Annotated in this window: 12 protein-coding genes and 1 pseudogene; 2 read left to right on the forward strand and 11 right to left on the reverse strand. The window is 70.0% G+C overall.

Annotated features, from left to right (window positions below):
• Positions 1-460 (forward strand): annotated as a pseudogene (locus ACFU8Q_RS15715) (FAD-dependent oxidoreductase); the annotation flags it as partial.
• 9 nt (positions 461-469) lie between these two features.
• On the opposite strand, the gene ACFU8Q_RS15720 reads toward ACFU8Q_RS15715, so the two are convergent.
• From ACFU8Q_RS15720 to ACFU8Q_RS15770, 11 genes are all read right to left on the reverse strand, one after another.
• On the reverse strand, positions 470-1,444 hold the full coding sequence (locus ACFU8Q_RS15720; RefSeq protein WP_384453318.1) for an acetylxylan esterase: 975 nt from the start codon (positions 1,442-1,444) through the stop codon (positions 470-472).
• Positions 1,445-1,448: 4 nt separating this feature from the next.
• Positions 1,449-3,863, reverse strand: coding sequence for a polysaccharide lyase 8 family protein (locus ACFU8Q_RS15725; protein WP_384453321.1), 2,415 nt, complete (start codon positions 3,861-3,863; stop codon positions 1,449-1,451).
• 10 nt (positions 3,864-3,873) lie between these two features.
• A complete protein-coding gene (locus tag ACFU8Q_RS15730; protein ID WP_384453324.1) occupies positions 3,874-5,025 on the reverse strand; it encodes an SGNH/GDSL hydrolase family protein in 1,152 nt (383 codons plus the stop codon).
• Positions 5,022-6,101 carry a DUF1565 domain-containing protein gene (locus tag ACFU8Q_RS15735; RefSeq protein ID WP_384453327.1) on the reverse strand — a complete coding sequence of 360 codons (1,080 nt, stop codon included), beginning with the start codon at positions 6,099-6,101 and terminating at the stop codon, positions 5,022-5,024. The genes ACFU8Q_RS15730 and ACFU8Q_RS15735 overlap by 4 nt, the downstream gene beginning before the upstream one ends.
• Positions 6,098-6,700 (reverse strand): hypothetical protein, encoded by a 603-nt coding sequence (locus ACFU8Q_RS15740; RefSeq protein ID WP_384453330.1) that lies wholly within the window; start codon positions 6,698-6,700, stop codon positions 6,098-6,100. Before ACFU8Q_RS15740 ends, ACFU8Q_RS15735 begins: the two co-directional genes overlap by 4 nt.
• Before the next feature lie 2 nt (positions 6,701-6,702).
• Positions 6,703-8,700 (reverse strand): hypothetical protein, encoded by a 1,998-nt coding sequence (locus ACFU8Q_RS15745; RefSeq protein ID WP_384453333.1) that lies wholly within the window; start codon positions 8,698-8,700, stop codon positions 6,703-6,705.
• 3 nt (positions 8,701-8,703) lie between these two features.
• Positions 8,704-10,494 (reverse strand): heparinase II/III family protein, encoded by a 1,791-nt coding sequence (locus ACFU8Q_RS15750; RefSeq protein ID WP_384453336.1) that lies wholly within the window; start codon positions 10,492-10,494, stop codon positions 8,704-8,706.
• Positions 10,482-11,246: an SDR family NAD(P)-dependent oxidoreductase gene (locus tag ACFU8Q_RS15755; protein ID WP_384453339.1), complete on the reverse strand. Its 765-nt coding sequence runs from the start codon at positions 11,244-11,246 to the stop codon at positions 10,482-10,484. Before ACFU8Q_RS15755 ends, ACFU8Q_RS15750 begins: the two co-directional genes overlap by 13 nt.
• Before the next feature lie 44 nt (positions 11,247-11,290).
• Positions 11,291-12,214, reverse strand: a complete 924-nt coding sequence (locus ACFU8Q_RS15760) for a carbohydrate ABC transporter permease (RefSeq protein WP_384453342.1) — start codon at positions 12,212-12,214, stop codon at positions 11,291-11,293.
• Positions 12,201-13,043: a carbohydrate ABC transporter permease gene (locus tag ACFU8Q_RS15765; protein ID WP_384453345.1), complete on the reverse strand. Its 843-nt coding sequence runs from the start codon at positions 13,041-13,043 to the stop codon at positions 12,201-12,203. Before ACFU8Q_RS15765 ends, ACFU8Q_RS15760 begins: the two co-directional genes overlap by 14 nt.
• 138 nt (positions 13,044-13,181) lie before the next feature.
• Complete coding sequence (locus tag ACFU8Q_RS15770; RefSeq protein ID WP_384453348.1) at positions 13,182-14,450, reverse strand: ABC transporter substrate-binding protein; 1,269 nt, start codon at positions 14,448-14,450, stop codon at positions 13,182-13,184.
• 226 nt (positions 14,451-14,676) lie between these two features.
• Between ACFU8Q_RS15770 and ACFU8Q_RS15775 the strand changes: the two genes are divergently transcribed.
• Complete coding sequence (locus ACFU8Q_RS15775) at positions 14,677-15,786, forward strand: LacI family DNA-binding transcriptional regulator (RefSeq protein WP_384453351.1); 1,110 nt, start codon at positions 14,677-14,679, stop codon at positions 15,784-15,786.
• Positions 15,787-15,810: the final 24 nt, after the last annotated feature.

Below are 15,810 nucleotides of genomic sequence, written 5' to 3' on the forward strand. Positions count from 1 at the left end.
GTCCGAGATCTACTGTCACTCACTGACCGACCCGTCGATCCTCGGACCCGGCCTCGCCGCCCGCGGCTACCAGACCCTCACCCTCTTCGGTCTGCACACCCCCGCCCGGCTGTTCGCCGCCGACAACGCGGCGACGCGCGCCGAACTGCTCACGGCCACGCTCGCCGAACTCGACGCGCACCTGGACGAGCCGGTCACCGACTGCCTGGCCCGCGACGAGAACGGCGAACCGTGCATCGAGGCGAAGACTCCGCTCGACCTCGAACAGGACCTTCGGCTGCCCGGCGGCCACATCTTCCACCGGGACCTCGCGTTCCCGTACGCCGCCGAATCCACCGGCCGGTGGGGCGTGGAGACGGCGCACGCCAATGTGCTGCTGTGCGGGGCGGGTGCCGTACGCGGCGGCGGGGTCAGCGGGGTCCCCGGCCACAACGCCGCGATGGCGGCGCTGGGCCGGTGACCGTCGCCGCTACCGGCCGAACACGCCGCGCAGCGCGTCGCGCTTGCGCGGCAGGTCGTACTCCGCGCCGCCCTCGTGCCCGTTGTACGTGAACACCTCGATCTCGGCCGGACCCGCATACCGGTGATACGCGGCGAACACCGTGGACGACGGGCAGATCCGGTCCATCAGACCGACCGAGAACCACGCCGGGGCGGTCGCCCGCGCCGCGAAGTTGACCCCGTCGAAGTAGGACAGCGTCTCCATCGCCTCGTCGATCCGGAAGCGGTGCCCGGACAGCCAGCGGGCGATCTCCGCGTACGGTCCGGAGTCCGTGATCTGCGAGGCGCGCCGGTAGTGGCAGAGGAACGGCACATCGGCGACGGCCGCCACGACGTCGTCCCGCAGCCCGGCCACGGCGAGCGCCAGCCCGCCGCCCTGGCTGCCGCCGAGCACCGCCACCCGTGAGGCGTCCACCGCCTCATGGGCCCGCGCCGCGTCCACCGCCCGCACCGCGTCCGTGATCAGCCGCCGGTAGTAGTGGCGGTACGGGTCCTCGATGCCCCGGGTCAGGAAACCGGGGGAGGACGAGCCGTGCCCGTCCGGGCCGATGTCCGGGGTGTCCGCGGTGTTCTTGCCGCCACCACCCTGGCCCCGGTTGTCCATGACCAGATGCGCGTACCCGAGTGCGCTCCAGGTCAGCCATGAGTACGGAATGCCCCGGCCGCCGTTGTAGCCGATGTACTGCACCACGGCGGGCAGCGGACCCGAGCGTGCCTTCGGCAGCATCAGCCACGCCTTCACCGGCTGCCCGCCCCAGCCCCGGAACGTCACGTCGAACACGTCGACGGTCGCGAAACCGGCGTCGTACGGGACGAACCCGGCGTCCAGCGCGTGGCGGGCCGTCTCGGTGAGGGTCTTCTCCCAGAAGGCGTCGAAGTCGGCCGGCTCCTCCGGCTGCGGCCGGTACTCGCGCAGCCGGTCCAGATCCATGTCGAACAGCAAGGGTCTAGCTCCTCTTCAGAGTGAGGCCGAGGGTGGCACCGTGGCATCCAGCGGTGTCGGCGGTGATCCGGATGCCCTTCCCGGCGGGTACGGCGCTGATTCCCGGATCGGCGGAGACGACGCTCAGACCGCGCTGCGCCAGGTCCAGCACGACGGAGGACCGCAGCTGCGTCGGGTCGGAGACCGAGACGCGCACCGTCTTGCCGTCCGGGCGTACGAGCACCGAAGCCGGGCCGTCCGACGTCAGCTCCTGCGCGGTGCCCGCGGTCCAGAAGTTCGCCGCGAGCAGCCCGTCCGCGCAGCGGCGTACCGCGTGCACGGCGGTGGAGCGGGCGATGGCCTTCACCGGCGGCGCGGACGACCACTGTTTCGTACGCTCGGCGGAGGCCGCCGGGGCCTGCAGCCAGAAGTAGCCGGCGCCGCGCGGCGCGCTGCCGTGGTCCTGCCACAGCGTCAGATACGGGCGGATGACCGGGGTGTCCGTGCCGTACTTGAGGTTGATCTCGCGCCAGGTCGCGGTGCGGTCCTCGCGCAAACCGTGCAGTGTGGCGGGCTCGGGGAAGACGTAGCCGCCGGTCCCGGCGACATGGAGCCACCGCACTTTGTCGAGCTTTGCCGACCAGCCGGTGTCCGTGGGCGCGGCCGTGCCGTTGACGAGCAGGGCCGCCCTCGGGTCGCGGAGCTTCCGGTTCTCCACGATCGTCTCGGCCGTGCCCGCATCGGAGGTGATGCCCGAGCCGACACAGGCGATCACATCGTCCAGGCAGAACCAGCTCTTCAGCCCGTGCAGCGAACTTCCGTACGCGCGCAGCTCCATGCCGTACGCACCGAGCGTGGTGCCCGGCAGTGCCGTGCCGCCGGCCCAGTCAGCCGTGCTGGTGGTGCGCTGCCCCGCCGCGTCCGCGGGCCGTCCGGCGATGACGGTGGTGCCGGGCAGCCTGGCCGGGTCGACGGTCGGCCAGTAGTCCTCGCTGTAGTGCCCGAGGTCGTCCGTGTAGAGCAGGACCATGCCGTCGGAGAGGTGCCAGGCGTGCAGATTCTCGTTCTGGATCGACTCGTAGTTGTAGATCCGGGACGAGTACGCGGAGATGCCGAGCGCGAAGGACGGCCGGTGGTGCGCCGCCTTGTCCATCCGCGGGTGCTGCTTGTGCGTGACCAGCGGGCCGCGTGCCGGGACCGGCGAGGCGATGATCCGCTGGGCGGCGACGAGCGAGGCGAGGTCGGTGACGGCCAGGAAGTCCCGGTAGGTGTCCTCGGCGATCCACTGCTTGACCAGGGCGGTGAACCGCTCGGCCGTCTCGCCGGGGAAGCTCGGGATCAGCCGTACCACGGCCTCGATGACCGTCTGCGCCGAGACGTGGCCCTGCTTGCTGGGGCGGGCGATCTCGCGCCCGCACACCGACGCCATCACATCGCCGCGGGCCAGCAGCGGGTCGAAGCCGTCGTCGACCCAGCTGCGGACGTTGTCGAGGTCGGGGTCGGTGACCGTCCACGCCGTACCGGCGAGCAGGTTCAGCAGGCGGGAGAGGTTGTTCAGCAGCTCCTTGCCGTACCCGCCGTTGTACGGGTGCTTGTAGTGCTGGAGGAACGAGCCGTCGGAGTAGAAGCCCTCACCGGTTCCTTCCGCCGCGGCGCTGGTGTCGTTGAAGGCGAGGACGCTGTTGGCGCCCGAACCCTCGACGTCCGAAAGAGCGTCGCGGACCCGGGCCAGATCGTCACCGTTGTCGGTGAGCACGGCGTTGACGGCGACGACGGTGGAGATCCACACCCGGTTGGCGCCGGTGGCGATCTGCCGGTCGGCCCGCCAGAGATTCGGGTCGGGCGTGTAGTGCCGTACGGCGGTGGTGATCCGGCCCAGCCGCTCCGTCCCGAGCGCGTCGTACAGCAGCACGGCCGTGTCGTTGAGGGCGAGTGCGGAGCCGATCTCCCAGTCCCAGTCGTTGTCGAACCTGGTATGGCCGGGGCCGTAGCGGTTCGTCAGCATCCAGTCGAGGCCGGCCAGCAGCAGATCCCGCAGCGCGGTGTCACCGTACTGAGCGGTGCCGGGCACGGCCCACGCGGTCGCGACCGTGGCGAGTCGCTTGAACGATGTCGTGACGTGGTTGGAGAGCGTGGTGCTGGTCAGATCGGGGAAAAGCCCGTCGGTACGGGTCGGGTCGAGGCCCTTCGCCGAGGTGGTGGCGGCCTTGCCGATCCTGGCCACGGCCGCGGCGATCTGCGGGTCCGTCAGGTCGAGACCCGGGCCGCCGGTGAGCAGGGTGTGCCAGCGGGTGCGCAGGGAGGCGGCGGTGTCCGCACCTGCCGCGTGCGCGGCGGCGGTGGTGGTGAGCGCGAGCGGCAGGGCGGCGGCCGCGCCGATGGCCGCCGCCCCGACGAGAACGGTGCGCCGGGTGGCGCCCGGGGTGGTTGCTGGGTTCATGATGCGGCCCTCACAGAAGGTGTCGGCGGTCGACGGCCGCGGCCAGCGCGGCATGACCGGCGGGGTTGGGGTGCAGTCCGTCGCCGCTGTCGTACGCGGGCAGCATTCGCGACGGGCGTTCCGGGTCGCGCAGGGCAGCGTCGAAGTCGGCCACGGCGTCGAAGACCCGTCCGGTCCGTACCGCCGCGTTGACCTGCTGCCGTACCGCTTCCAGCTCCGGCGTCCAGCGGCTCCAGCCTCCGAACGGGGTGATGGTCGCGCCGACGACCCGCAGCCCGGCGTTACGGGCGCGAAGCACCAGCTGTCGGTACCCGGCAAGGACCTGCGCCGGATCTGTCTGGCTCGGTGGCTGCTGGAGGTCGTTGACGCCGAGATGGACGAGTACGGTCCGCAGCCCCGGAAGCGACAGCACATCGCGGTCGAAGCGTGCCTGTCCGCTCGGCCCGAATCGGGCGTCGTCCAGCAGCACCCGGTTGCCGCTGATGCCGAGATTGGCGACAGCCGCACCGGGAAGGCGCCTGGCCAGTTGGTCGGGCCAGCGCAGATCGGCGTCGTCGGGTGTGCCGACGCCCTCCGCGATGGAGTCGCCGAGCACCGCGATCACCGGCCCGTGCGCACCCGTCACCTCGACACCCGTCAGCAGGAACACCGATGTGGTGCGCACGCCGTCGACGGTGTGCGAGGCATGGGTGTTGCGGTGGAAGGACAGCGGCCCGGTGGGGCCGGGGAGTCGGGTCTCCACCGTCAGAGCCGCCCCTTCGGCGGTACGCAGACCGGCGACCGGGTCACTGGTCAGCGAGGCACCCGCGGCGATCCACGCCTGCGCCCGCCCGCCGAACGTCACCGGCCGACCGGCCGCCGTCACAGGGCCGATCAGGACCGGAACCGTGCCGAAGGCGTGCCCGTAGCGCAGCCGAACCGTTCCACCCGCCGACAGCCGTACGTCGGCGGTGAACGTGCCGTTGGTCAGCCCGGCGCTCGCCACCGCGTCGGTGGCGGTCGGCGCGGTCTGCGCGGTCGCCCAGGACGTCGTCCAGCGCGATCGGCCCATGCCAGTGTTCGACGCCTCGGTGGCCTGTGCCCCCGGCGCCGTCGCGGCGACCGCCGCCAGCCCGGCCGCCGCCGTCAGTACCCCGCGTCTCGCGGGTCCCCGCTCGCTCACCGGGGGCACGCACCGGTCGGCGTGTAGTCGCTGCCGTAGGTGCCGACCGCGTCGCCACCGGTGTTGCCGCTCATCGTGTTGGTGCACACCGGGCCCTGCGGGGTGCGCATGAACTTGATGCCGCCGCCCGCGTTACCGGTGATGGTGTTGCCGTAGACACCGGTGTCGATGCCGTCGGTCGCGGTGTCGCCGCCGAGCCGGATGCCCGCGCCGACGTTGTCGTGAATGGTGTTGTAGCGGAAGATATTGCCGCTGCCGCGCGCGTCCAGCCCACCGGAGCCGGCGTCCTTCTGACCGCTGCAGTCGTTGTACTCGACGTAGTTGTTGGTCGAGTTCTCCTTCACGTCGACGCACTCATTGCCCTGGGTGGCGATGGTGTTGTGGTGGATGCGGTTGTTCCTGCTGATGTCGGGGGCCGCGTCCGGGGCGCCGTTCGCCCCCTGCTGCTCGGGGGCGGTACCGAGGTAGATGCCCTCGCCGTTCTTGCCGCCGCCGCCGAACCTGAAGTCGCTGACCCCGCAGTTGGTGATCGTGTTGCCGGAGATGTCGGCGCCGGTCACCAGATAGCGCACCCGCAGGCATTCGTCGGCGGCGTTCTTCAGTGTCATCCCGGAGATGCGCAGCCCGCCCACACCATTACCTGGAGTCGTGCTCATGACATAGATGAGTTTGAGGCGGTACCCCGACACATCGGTGGACGACCCGTGCAGCCCGTCCACGGTGAAACCGCTGAGCGTCGTCGAGTCGTGCTGCACCTGAATGATCCGGGCGTCGCCGGCCCCCTTCACGACGGCGTTCGACGGGCCGGTGAGGGTGACTCCGGCGCGCTTGGTCACGACGTCCTGCTTGTACGTACCGGCGGCGAGGTTCACCACCGAGCCTGTCGGCGCCAGATCGACGGCCTTCTGGATCGTGGCGAGCGGGGCGCTCACCGACGTACCGGCGTTGGAGTCGCTGCCGGACGGCGACACGTAGTACGCGGTGGCGGCCTCGGCGGCCACGGACGGCGGCGGGAAGGCGAGCGGGGCGCTCGCCGCGAGCGCGGCGACGAGAGTGGTGCGTAGTACACGGCTCATGGGGTGTGCCTCCTGGGATCTGCGAAGGACAGAGCGAGCAGTACGGGGATGCTGGGGCCGAGGAGCAGGGGCCCCAGCGGTACGACGAGGGAGAGCAGCGCGGCGGAGATCACCGCGCCGAGCAGTGCGGTGCCACGGGCCGCGGACCCGAAGCCGAGGCCCAGCGCGCCGCGCGACCAGGTGCGGACCGTGCCGTGCGGCGACCGTCCCGCCTCGGCCGCGAGCGCCACATGATGGATGACCAGCACGGCCGCGATGCCCACCTGCGCGGCGAGCAGCACGAACGTCCACGGCTCCGAACGACCCGGCAAATAAACGATGTTGGCGCTCAGGACGAGTCCCGCAGCGGTGGACGCCAGACAGTGGCGCCACAGGGTCCGCCAGTATTGCGGGAAGGCGGTGAACGTGTGGATGAAGCAACGGCTGTCGCCGTCGGCCCGCCACCGCTGCAGGGCGTGTCCCATCGCGGCGAGCGCGGGCAGCCAGGTCACGACACCGAGGGACAGCACGGCGAACGCGGCTCCGGCGGCGGCCGGGTAGGCCACGAACTCCAGCCGGCGCAGCAGCGTCGGCCAGCCGGACGAGAGGGTTGCCCGCATGGTCAGCCGACCTTTCCTGTGTACGGTTCCGCGACGTCGAGCAGCGCGCGACCGTCCCGCTCCAGCCGGGTCGCCGCCACCACATACGGGGCCGACCCGTCGCCGCCGAGCAGTACCGCCGCCGCGTCGGCCGAGACAGCGCCGGTACGGATGCGACGGGCGACGGGGGAGAGGAGCACGGTCTCCTCGCCGAAGGCGACCCCCTCGCCCTGCGCGCACACGACCCGCTTCACTGCGGTCGGTTCGGTGTCCGGATCCACGTCCGGGACGATCGCCGTGAGAAAGAGGCCGTGGGCCGACCGCGCGGTCGTGGCACGCAGCGTGTGCAGCGTGCGGGTGATACGCAACTCCGGCGTGCTGGACGTCGGATTGGCCTCGACCTCGGTGGCCTCGGAGACGACCGTGGTGTCGGACGGCGCGAACTGCCGCACCAGTGCCGAGGCCGCCCCCGACCGGATCAGCCGGCCGCCGTCCGGCCGAGGCTCGGTCGGCCGGTCGGTCTGGAGCAGGAACGTCCACTCCCGCTCCGCGTCCGCCTCCGCCAGGTCCAGCAGTACGAGCCGCCCCGACGGGGTGAACACCAGCGTCCGGTCCAGCCGCCGCACCCTCAGCGCCGGGTCGTACATCGCGGCGATCTCCGCAGTGGCATGCGCCCAGCCGGAGTCGGGGGAGACCAGCACGTCACGCTGCCGGGCCTGCCGCTCGTACGGGATGTCCTTGTAGACGTGGTAGCGGTCCTCGTCCGCGTACCCCTGTCCGTCCACCAGCAGCAGATTGTGGTGCGCGGCCCGCTTACGGTTGCTGTAGCCCTCGTCGACCGCGAGGAACGCCCCCTGCGAGACCAGCACGAACGAGCCCGAATCGGGGTGGTGGTGCCCCTGGTCGAGGGTCTCCCAGCCCCGCTCGGCCCGGTGCTTCGCCGATGTCTCCCACGCCCTGTGGCCCCCGCCGGGGCTTGCCTTGAACGAGACGAGTGTCGCGTCGTCGTCCCATCCGGTACGGGCCGCCAGCAGACCCAGATCAGGGAAGAACGCCCTCGTCGCGGTGGGGCGGGCACCGGCCACGGACGGGTCGTACCAGAGGTATTCGAGATACGCCTCCGGCAGGATCCCCGGCCGCACCCCGCTCTCCGCCGCCTCCTGCCACAGCAGTTCACCCGAGGAGAGATCACCCAACCACTGCGCCTCCGGGATGCCGTACTGCGCCGCGAGACGGTAGTACAGCCCCGCGCTGTGCCCACTGCGCCGGTCGTGACAGTCGCCGTGGTCGACGTTGAACGCGAAGCCGGGGGCCATCTGGTGCAGCCGGTAGTCGAAGGTACGGGAGAGGAAACCGCCCCGCCCCCACCAGTCGATGCCCTCCGCCTCCTGGAGGAGATCCAGATGGATGGCGAGGAAGGGCACACCGTAGCGCCAGTACACGACACCCTCGGCGTGCGAACCGTCCTCGGGCATCACGTCGAGGACCGTGCCGAGATTGTCCTTGGCGCGCTCGGTCCACTCCTCCTTGCCCAGCACATATCCGGCCGTCGCCAGACCCGCGTAACAGATCCAGTTGTGGTTCTGCCAGTACGACGACGACCACCAGCCGCCCTCGCTCGCCACCGCGTACTCGTACATCCGCCGCCCCTGGAGCAGCAGCTTGTACCGCAGCAGCGCCCGCACCCCGTCCGGCAGATCGTCGCCGATCCACCGGTACGCGAGAGACAGATGGTGCAGCAGCCAGCCGGCGTCCAGATCGCGGTCCGGCATATGGGCCTTGCCCCAGTGCGGCAGCCGCACCGCGGCCTCGATCCAGCGGCGGCTCTCCGCCAGATGGGCCGGATCACCGCCGACCCGGTAGGCCAGCGCCGGGTTGGAGGCAGCCGGGCCCAGCCACGTGATGCTGGCCAGAGGGTGCGTACGGGGCGGGGTCAGCCCGCGGTGGCGGGCGGCCTCCTCGTACAGCCGCGCCTCCTGCGCGGGGCGTGGGCCGGGCGGCGGGGTCGCCGAGAGCAACAAGGGTCAGTCCTCCGTCCGAAACCGTGCGGTGCCGCCGTCGGCCAGCGCGACCGTCAGCACCCCGTCACCGTCCAGTCGTACATCGGTCACGGCAGGGCCCGCCGACGCCGCCTGATACACCGAGGCGAAGGTGATCCGTTCCGCCTCCGCGGTGAAGTCGACCCGGGTACGCGTGCGCTGCGGATCGTCGGCCGGACCGGGGCCGGGCCGCGTGACCGGGCGCACCGTCCGCGCCGGCGTGTGGGTGTGCCAGCCGTGCAGGGTCTCGTCGCCGTACCACGTGGTGCGAACCGGACCCGCGGCCTGGAGCTGGATGTCCAGCGCGACACCGGGACGCAACTGCGCGGTGAACCGCCGCGCGTCCTCGGCGCGCACGGTCAGCAGATCGACCAGATAGCTGTCGCCGAGCGCGACCTGCCGTACCGCACGCACACCCTGGTACGCCGCCGTCACCTCGGCCGTGACGGACGAGCTGTCCGAGCCGAGCAACCGCCCGGCGCACTCGGCCTGTTCGGCACCGTCCACCCGGAACGCGGGATGCGCCTCGGTCGATGCGTACAGATCACGGAACTCGGCGTGCGCGTAGGGAACTTGACCAGGATCGGGCTGCCACGGCGTGCTGTCCCCGTACAGATAGAGCGACAGCTTGTCGCGGTGCCCGTGCGAGCCGCCGTGCGGACCGAAGTCCAGCAGCGCGTGGACGCCCGCGTGGTGCAGCACTGCGTATCCGGCCGTCGGGAACACCGTGACGGGATCGGGCGCCGGACGCTGAGGCAGTGGTGGTCCCGCGAACCAGCCGCCCAGCTCGCGGTCGAGCCCGTCGTCCTGCGCGCCGAGTTCGGCGCGGGCTCGCGCGGCCACCGCGTCGAGTGCGGGGGAGGGACTCAACTGCTGTGACAGAGCCACGAGTTCGAGCCACTCCAAGGCGAGCGGACCGCGCAGATACGGGCCGTCGTGCAGCGCGGGCAGGATACCGCCGGACGTGGCGATCGCCGCGAGCACGTCCGTCATCCCGGCCAGCACACCCACCACATCGGACGGCACGGCCGCCGGGTCGGTGCCCCGCAGCGCGAGCAGCGCGGCCCGCAGCACGAACCCATGGTAATAAGTGCTGCCCTCCCACTCCCAGCCGTCATCGGCGACCGCGACGCGCAGATGTGCGTACAGCCCGTGGTCGCCCTCCAGCCACCGCTTGCCACCGTCCCACTCCAGGCCACGCGCCGCGGCGGCGCCCCGACTCGCCGCCACACCGGCGGCGTTGAGCCACGCGGTGTAGTTGGAGGCGAGATCGCCCTGTCCGGTCAGCACGTCCCGGGCGTCGAGAGCGGCCTGCTCCAGTGCGTCGAGGAGCGGCAGCACGCCTGCCAGGCCATCGGTGGACTGTTCGGCGAGCGTGATCACCGTGTGCCCGATGCTGACCGCCCAGATGGCGTCGGTCAGCGCCTGGTGGAAGAGCCGGCCGCGCAGCATCCAGCGTTGCGCCTCGCCGTGCCGCTCGGTGGCGAGCGACGCGTACAGACCCGCGTACTCGACGAGCCGCGCCACCGCCTGAGCGCGCTCGCCCCGGTGGGCGAGCACCCTCAGATGCCGCGCCCACGCCTGGTGCGACAGCACCAGCCAGGCACCGCGCACCGCCTCGTCGTCCACCCGGCAGCCGTAGGCACAGCGCGCACCGCCCGCCGGGAACACCCCGGCGAGCAGATCACCGTGGTCGAGTTCCACGCCGTGCGCCGGGCAGACGTACGCGTGCCACCAGCCGCCGCGCTCCCGGGCGATTCCCCTCAACGCGGCCACACGCCACCGTCGATGTCCACCGTGGTGGCGGTGAGGAAGCCGGACGACGGCGACGCCAGATGGACGACCGCCGCGGCGACGTCCTGCGGGGTGCCGGCCCGGCCGACCGGGATGCCCGCCTCCATCGCCTGCTGCGCCTCGGGCGCCGTGAAGGTGTCGTGGAACGCGGTGCCCTTGATGAAGCCCGGCGCCACGGTGTTGACCGTGATGCCGGTACCGCCGAGCTCCTTGGCCAGGCCCTTGGTGAAGCCGCGGACACCGGCCTTTGCCGCCGCGTAGGCGACCGAACCGGGGCCGCCGCCGTTGTGCGCGGCCAGCGAGGACATGGTGATGATGCGCCCGGCCGACGACTTCGTCAGATGCGGCAGCGCGGCCCGCACGGTACGGAACGTCGACGTCAGATTCGTGGAGACAACCTGCTCGAAGTGGTCGTCGGACATCTCCGCGATCGTGGCCCGGCCGATCAGATGGCCCGCGTTGCAGACGAGGACGTCCAGCCCGTCGAGGAAGCCGGCCGCCTCCTCGACGAGCCGGTCCACGTCGTCGGTCACGGTGACATCAGCCTTGAACGCCTTTGCCCTGCGGCCGAGCGCCTCGATCGCGGAGACCGTCCTCGCGGCCTCGTCGGCGGAGGAGTGGTAGTGGACGGCGACATCGGCGCCCGCCTCGGCGAGGGCGACGGCGATGGCGCGGCCGATACCGTGGCCCGCCCCCGTCACCAGTGCGCGGGAGCCGTTGAGATCAGCAGACATGGAGAAAAAACCTTTCGGTGACCGGCCGCTCGGACCGGAACCGGTCACTTGAGACCGGCGGTTGCGAAGCCCTGCACGAAGTAGCGCTGGCCGATGAGGAAGAGAATGACCATGGGAAGGGTGGCCAGCGTGGTGCCGGCCATCAGGAAGTGCCACTGGGGGCCGTTCTCCGTCTTGAAGACGGAGAGCCCGACCTGGATCACTCGCAGGCTGTCCGTACGGGTCACCAGCAGCGGCCAGAGGAAGTTGTTCCACGACGACTCGAAGGTCAGCAGCGCCACCGTGGTGAGCGCGGGCTTGACCTGCGGCGTCATGATCCGGGCGTAGATCCGGAACTCACCGAGACCGTCGAGCCTGGCCGCTTCCTCCAGCTCCACCGGAAGATCGAGATAGAACTGGCGGAAGAGGAAGACCGCGAACGGGGTGACGGCGCCCGGAACGATGAGCGCCCACCAGGAGTCCAGCCAGCCGCTGCCGCCCTGGCCGAAGATGTCGTTCCCGCCGGCCAGCGGCATGAAGCGGACGATCAGGAACTCGGGCAGGACCTTGGTGTACGTCGGGATCATCAGCGCGGCGACGAAGGCGTAGAAGATGACCTCACTGCCGCGGAACCTGATCCGGGCCAGTGCGTACCCGGCCATCGACGCCACCACCACATTGATGAGGGTGTGGCTGAACGCGATGATGAAGCTGTTGCGCGCGTACGTCGCGAACGGCGCCGCCTTCAGCGCTTCGACGTAGTTCCCGAACTCCCAGTGTTCCGGGAGGAGTCCGGCATCCTGCGAGGCGATCTCCACCGGCGACTTGAGCGATGTGATCACCATCCAGACGAACGGCACCACCATCATCAGTGAGACGACGGACAGGGTCAGATAGAGCGCGATCCGGTTGACGGAGAGCGGCTTGCCCTTCGTCAGGGGCCGGGCCTTCTCCGTAACCCCGGGCCTTTGCAGCTCAGTTGTGGCCACGGGTGCCTCCCATGATCCGCCGGTTGACCAGGGTGAAGCCCATCAGCAGTACGAACAGCACCAGTGACTGCGCGCAGGCGTAGCCGACGCGGAACTCCCGGAAGGCGGACTTGTAGATCTCATACGTCATCATCGTGGTGCTGTTGGCCGGGCCGCCGTCGGTCAGGATGTAGATCTGGTCGAACGACTGGAACGCGCTGATCATCGACGTGATGAGCACGAAGAACGTCGCGGGCTTCAGCAGCGGCAGCGTGATCGAGAAGAACTGCCGCACCTTGGTCGCGCCGTCCACCGAAGCCGCCTCGTACAGCTCCTTCGGCAGGGACTGCAGCGCGGCCAGGTAGATGAGCATCTTCATGCCGATGCCCTGCCAGATACCGACCAGGATCACTGACGGCATCGCCCACGAGGTCGAGGCGAGCCAGGCCGGACCGTCGATCCCGAGGAGCGAGAGCAGTGTGTTCAGCAGCCCGTTGCCCGGGTTGTAGATCCACAGCCAGACCAGCGCGATCGCGACGGTCGCCGTGACCTGCGGCAGGAAGACCGCGGTACGGAAGATGCCCCGTGCCTTGAGGCCGGTGTGCAACGCCAGGGCCACGAGCAGCCCCAGCATCATGCCGAACGGCACGGTGAAGAAGGTGTAGACGACGGTGTTGACGATGGACTTGCGGAAGACCGCATCGCCCATCATCTCCCGGAAGTTGTCCAGGCCCACGAACTGCGGCGCCGTCAGCACGTCGTACTTCGTGAAGGCCAGAACCACCGATGCGACGACCGGCAGGCCGATCCAGAGCGAGGCATGCAGCAGCGCGGGCGCCACCATGAGCATGCCGGCGCGTTGCCTGCGGCGCCCCGGTCCCGTCGGTGTGCGACCGGTGCGCTTCTTCGCGACCGGGGGCCCGGACGGGGAAGGAGGCGGCGCGGGCCGTGCTTTCAATGCGGATGTCGCTCCCACAGTGACGGGTCCTTACATCCGGCCGATGGCGGCCTCGGCGAGCCGGCCGAGTTCCGCGATGGCGTCCTTCGCGGACTGGTTGCCCACGATCGCGGGCTCCAGGGTGGGCTTGATCTTTTCGCGGATCTCCATCCAGGCAGCGGTGCCGCCCTCCGAACATGCGTCGCCCATGCTCTGCAGGGAGAGATCGACGAACTTGTTCTCCTTCACATAGCTGGAGTCGCTGAGGTCCTTCAGTCCGGGAACCGATCCTCGCTGCTTGGCCGCACCGAGGATCGACTCGGGCGTCGCGAGGTACTCGACGAGGGCACGGGCCGCTGCCGGGTGCTTGGAACTGGCCGACTGGGTGACGAGCGTGCCGCCCTGGAGCATCGCGGGCTTGCGGTTGGCGAGGATGAACGCCCCGAGCTTGTCGTCCTTGATCAGGTCCGGCGTCTGTTCGCCGACCTGGCTCCACAGCCCACTGGTGGTCATCATCATCGACGCCTTGCCGGTCTGTACGTTGGTCGGGGCGCCGGTGTCCGTCTTCTTGGCGTAGACGGCGGAGCCGTCCTTGATCAGGTCCTTGAAGAACTGCAGAGCCTCGACCCCGCGGGCGTCGGTGAACAGCACCTTCTTGCCGTCCTCGCTGAACAGCTGGCCACCGTTGGCGAAGAGAAAGGTCTCCCAGCACTGGCGCAGATTGATGGAGAACGGGTCGAACCCGATCCGGCCGTCCGCGGTCAGCTGCTTGGCCACGGCGCGCAGTTCGGCCCAGTTCGCCGGGGTCTTCTTGATCCCGGCCTCGGCGAAGTGGTCCTTGCGGTAAACGACGATGCGGGTGTCGAGGACTACGGGCAGTGCGTACAACTTGCCGTCGTACCGGGACGGTTCGAGGACCCGCTTCTCGTAGTCGTGCGCGGTGGCGAACTTCTCGGGCAGCTCCGCGATCGCCTTCTTCGCGGCGAACGGCGGGATCCAGCCCACGCCCATCATCAGCACGTCGGGCAGCAGACCGCCCGCGAGCCCCGTGGTGATCTTCTCGTTGAGCTGATCGTACGTGGTGTAGTCCACGTTCACCTTGACGTCCGGGTACTTCTTCCGGAACCCGCCGAGAATCTCCTTTTCCAACAGCACCTTGCCGTCGGCGCCTTCGAAGATCGGGGTGAGTAGCGTGATCTCGCCTTCGACGGGGCCGTCGGCGGAGCCTGCCGTCGAAGTGCCGGTGCCGCACGCACTGAGGGCGGCGGCAGCGGTGCCGGCGCCGATGGCAGCAAGCAGCGACCGTCTTTTGAGTTCCATGGGACACCCCTTTTGAGGCGGAGACTGTGGATCGATCCAGCGATGACAACCCGGCCATGGCTGGGAAGCGCTGGTAAATCGATGCACTGATGCTAGGAACGCCCCGAGAGAGACGTCAACAGCTGATGCACATGAATTTTCAGGGATGTTAACGGGTGTACCGGTGAACCAAGTTCAGTAAATCGATACACTGGTAAGGTCAGACGCGTTCCGAACCGGAGGTGGCATGAGCGGGGTAACGATCCATCAGGTCGCGGAGGCCGCAGGGGTCTCCGCGAGCACGGTCTCCAACGTCCTCAACGGGCGTACGGACCGTATGCAGGCGGCCACGCTGGCGCGCGTGGAGCAGGTGATCGAGCAGCTCAGCTACCGGCCCAACCGCGCGGCCCGGATGCTGCGAACGGGCCGCATCAAGGTCATCGGTCTCATCGTGCCGTCCGTCGCCAACCCGTTCTGGGGGGCGCTCGCCCGTGAGCTGGAGGCCATCGCGCTCGCCGAGGGCTATCACGTACTGCTCTGCAACAGCGAGCGCGATCCGGCCCGCGAGCTCAAGTACGGCGAGGAGTTGCTCGCGGACGGGGTCAGCGGAGTGGTGCTCTGCTCCTCGCTTCCCTCGCTCGACCATGTGACACCGCTGCTCAGCCGTGGACTGAAGATGGTCGCCTTCGACCGCACCGCACAGGCGGGCGACCCGCCGTCGCTGGCCTCCATCAGCGTCGACAACGCGATGGGTGCCGAGCTCGCTACCCGTCATCTGATCGAACTCGGCCACCGCCGCCTGGCGTTCGTCTCCGGCTCGGTGAACAGCGTCAACCGCCGCGAGCGGCTGCGCGGCTTCCGGTCCGCCCTGGAAGCAGCAGGCCTCGATCCGGCCGACGCGATCGTCTGGCCCGGTGCCGACACCGCCGAGTTCGGTGACAAGGACGCCGCCGAACTGGGGCGGAACGCCGCCAGGGAACTCCTCGGCGGGCTGCGCCCGCCCACCGCGTTCGTCGCCATCAACGACATGTGCGCGATCGGGATCTGCCGGGGCGCCAAGGATGCCGGACACAGCGCGGGACAGGACGTCTCGGTGGTCGGCTTCGACGACATCCTCCTCGCCGACCTCTTCGAACCGCCGCTCACGACGGTCCGCCAGCCGCTGCCGGAGATGGCCGCGGAGACGTTCCAGCAACTGCGGGCGCGGATCGACTCGGCCCCCGCAGCGGGGCGCTCGCTGCTCATCCGGCCGAGGCTGGTCGTACGGGAGTCGACGGCTCCGGCCCCGTCCGTTCCTGCCGCCACGGTTCCGGGACCGGGCGGGGCCGGGCGGCCTGTTACGGGCCGGTCGGCGTAGAGCTGCCGGATCGACCCCGGGCGG

Source organism: Streptomyces sp. NPDC057543, assembly GCF_042801895.1.
Taxonomy (GTDB): domain Bacteria; phylum Actinomycetota; class Actinomycetes; order Streptomycetales; family Streptomycetaceae; genus Streptomyces.

Bases quoted from the DNA above. Each gene is read 5' to 3' on its own strand.
- ACFU8Q_RS15765 (WP_384453345.1), bottom strand. From the start codon at position 13,043: ATGCTCATGGTGGCGCCCGCGCTGCTGCATGCCTCGCTCTGGATCGGC.
- ACFU8Q_RS15740 (WP_384453330.1), bottom strand. From the start codon at position 6,700: ATGCGGGCAACCCTCTCGTCCGGCTGGCCGACGCTGCTGCGCCGGCTG.
- ACFU8Q_RS15735 (WP_384453327.1), bottom strand. From the start codon at position 6,101: ATGAGCCGTGTACTACGCACCACTCTCGTCGCCGCGCTCGCGGCGAGC.
- ACFU8Q_RS15755 (WP_384453339.1), bottom strand. From the start codon at position 11,246: ATGTCTGCTGATCTCAACGGCTCCCGCGCACTGGTGACGGGGGCGGGC.
- ACFU8Q_RS15770 (WP_384453348.1), bottom strand. From the start codon at position 14,450: ATGGAACTCAAAAGACGGTCGCTGCTTGCTGCCATCGGCGCCGGCACC.
- ACFU8Q_RS15775 (WP_384453351.1), top strand. From the start codon at position 14,677: ATGAGCGGGGTAACGATCCATCAGGTCGCGGAGGCCGCAGGGGTCTCC.
- ACFU8Q_RS15725 (WP_384453321.1), bottom strand. From the start codon at position 3,863: ATGAACCCAGCAACCACCCCGGGCGCCACCCGGCGCACCGTTCTCGTC.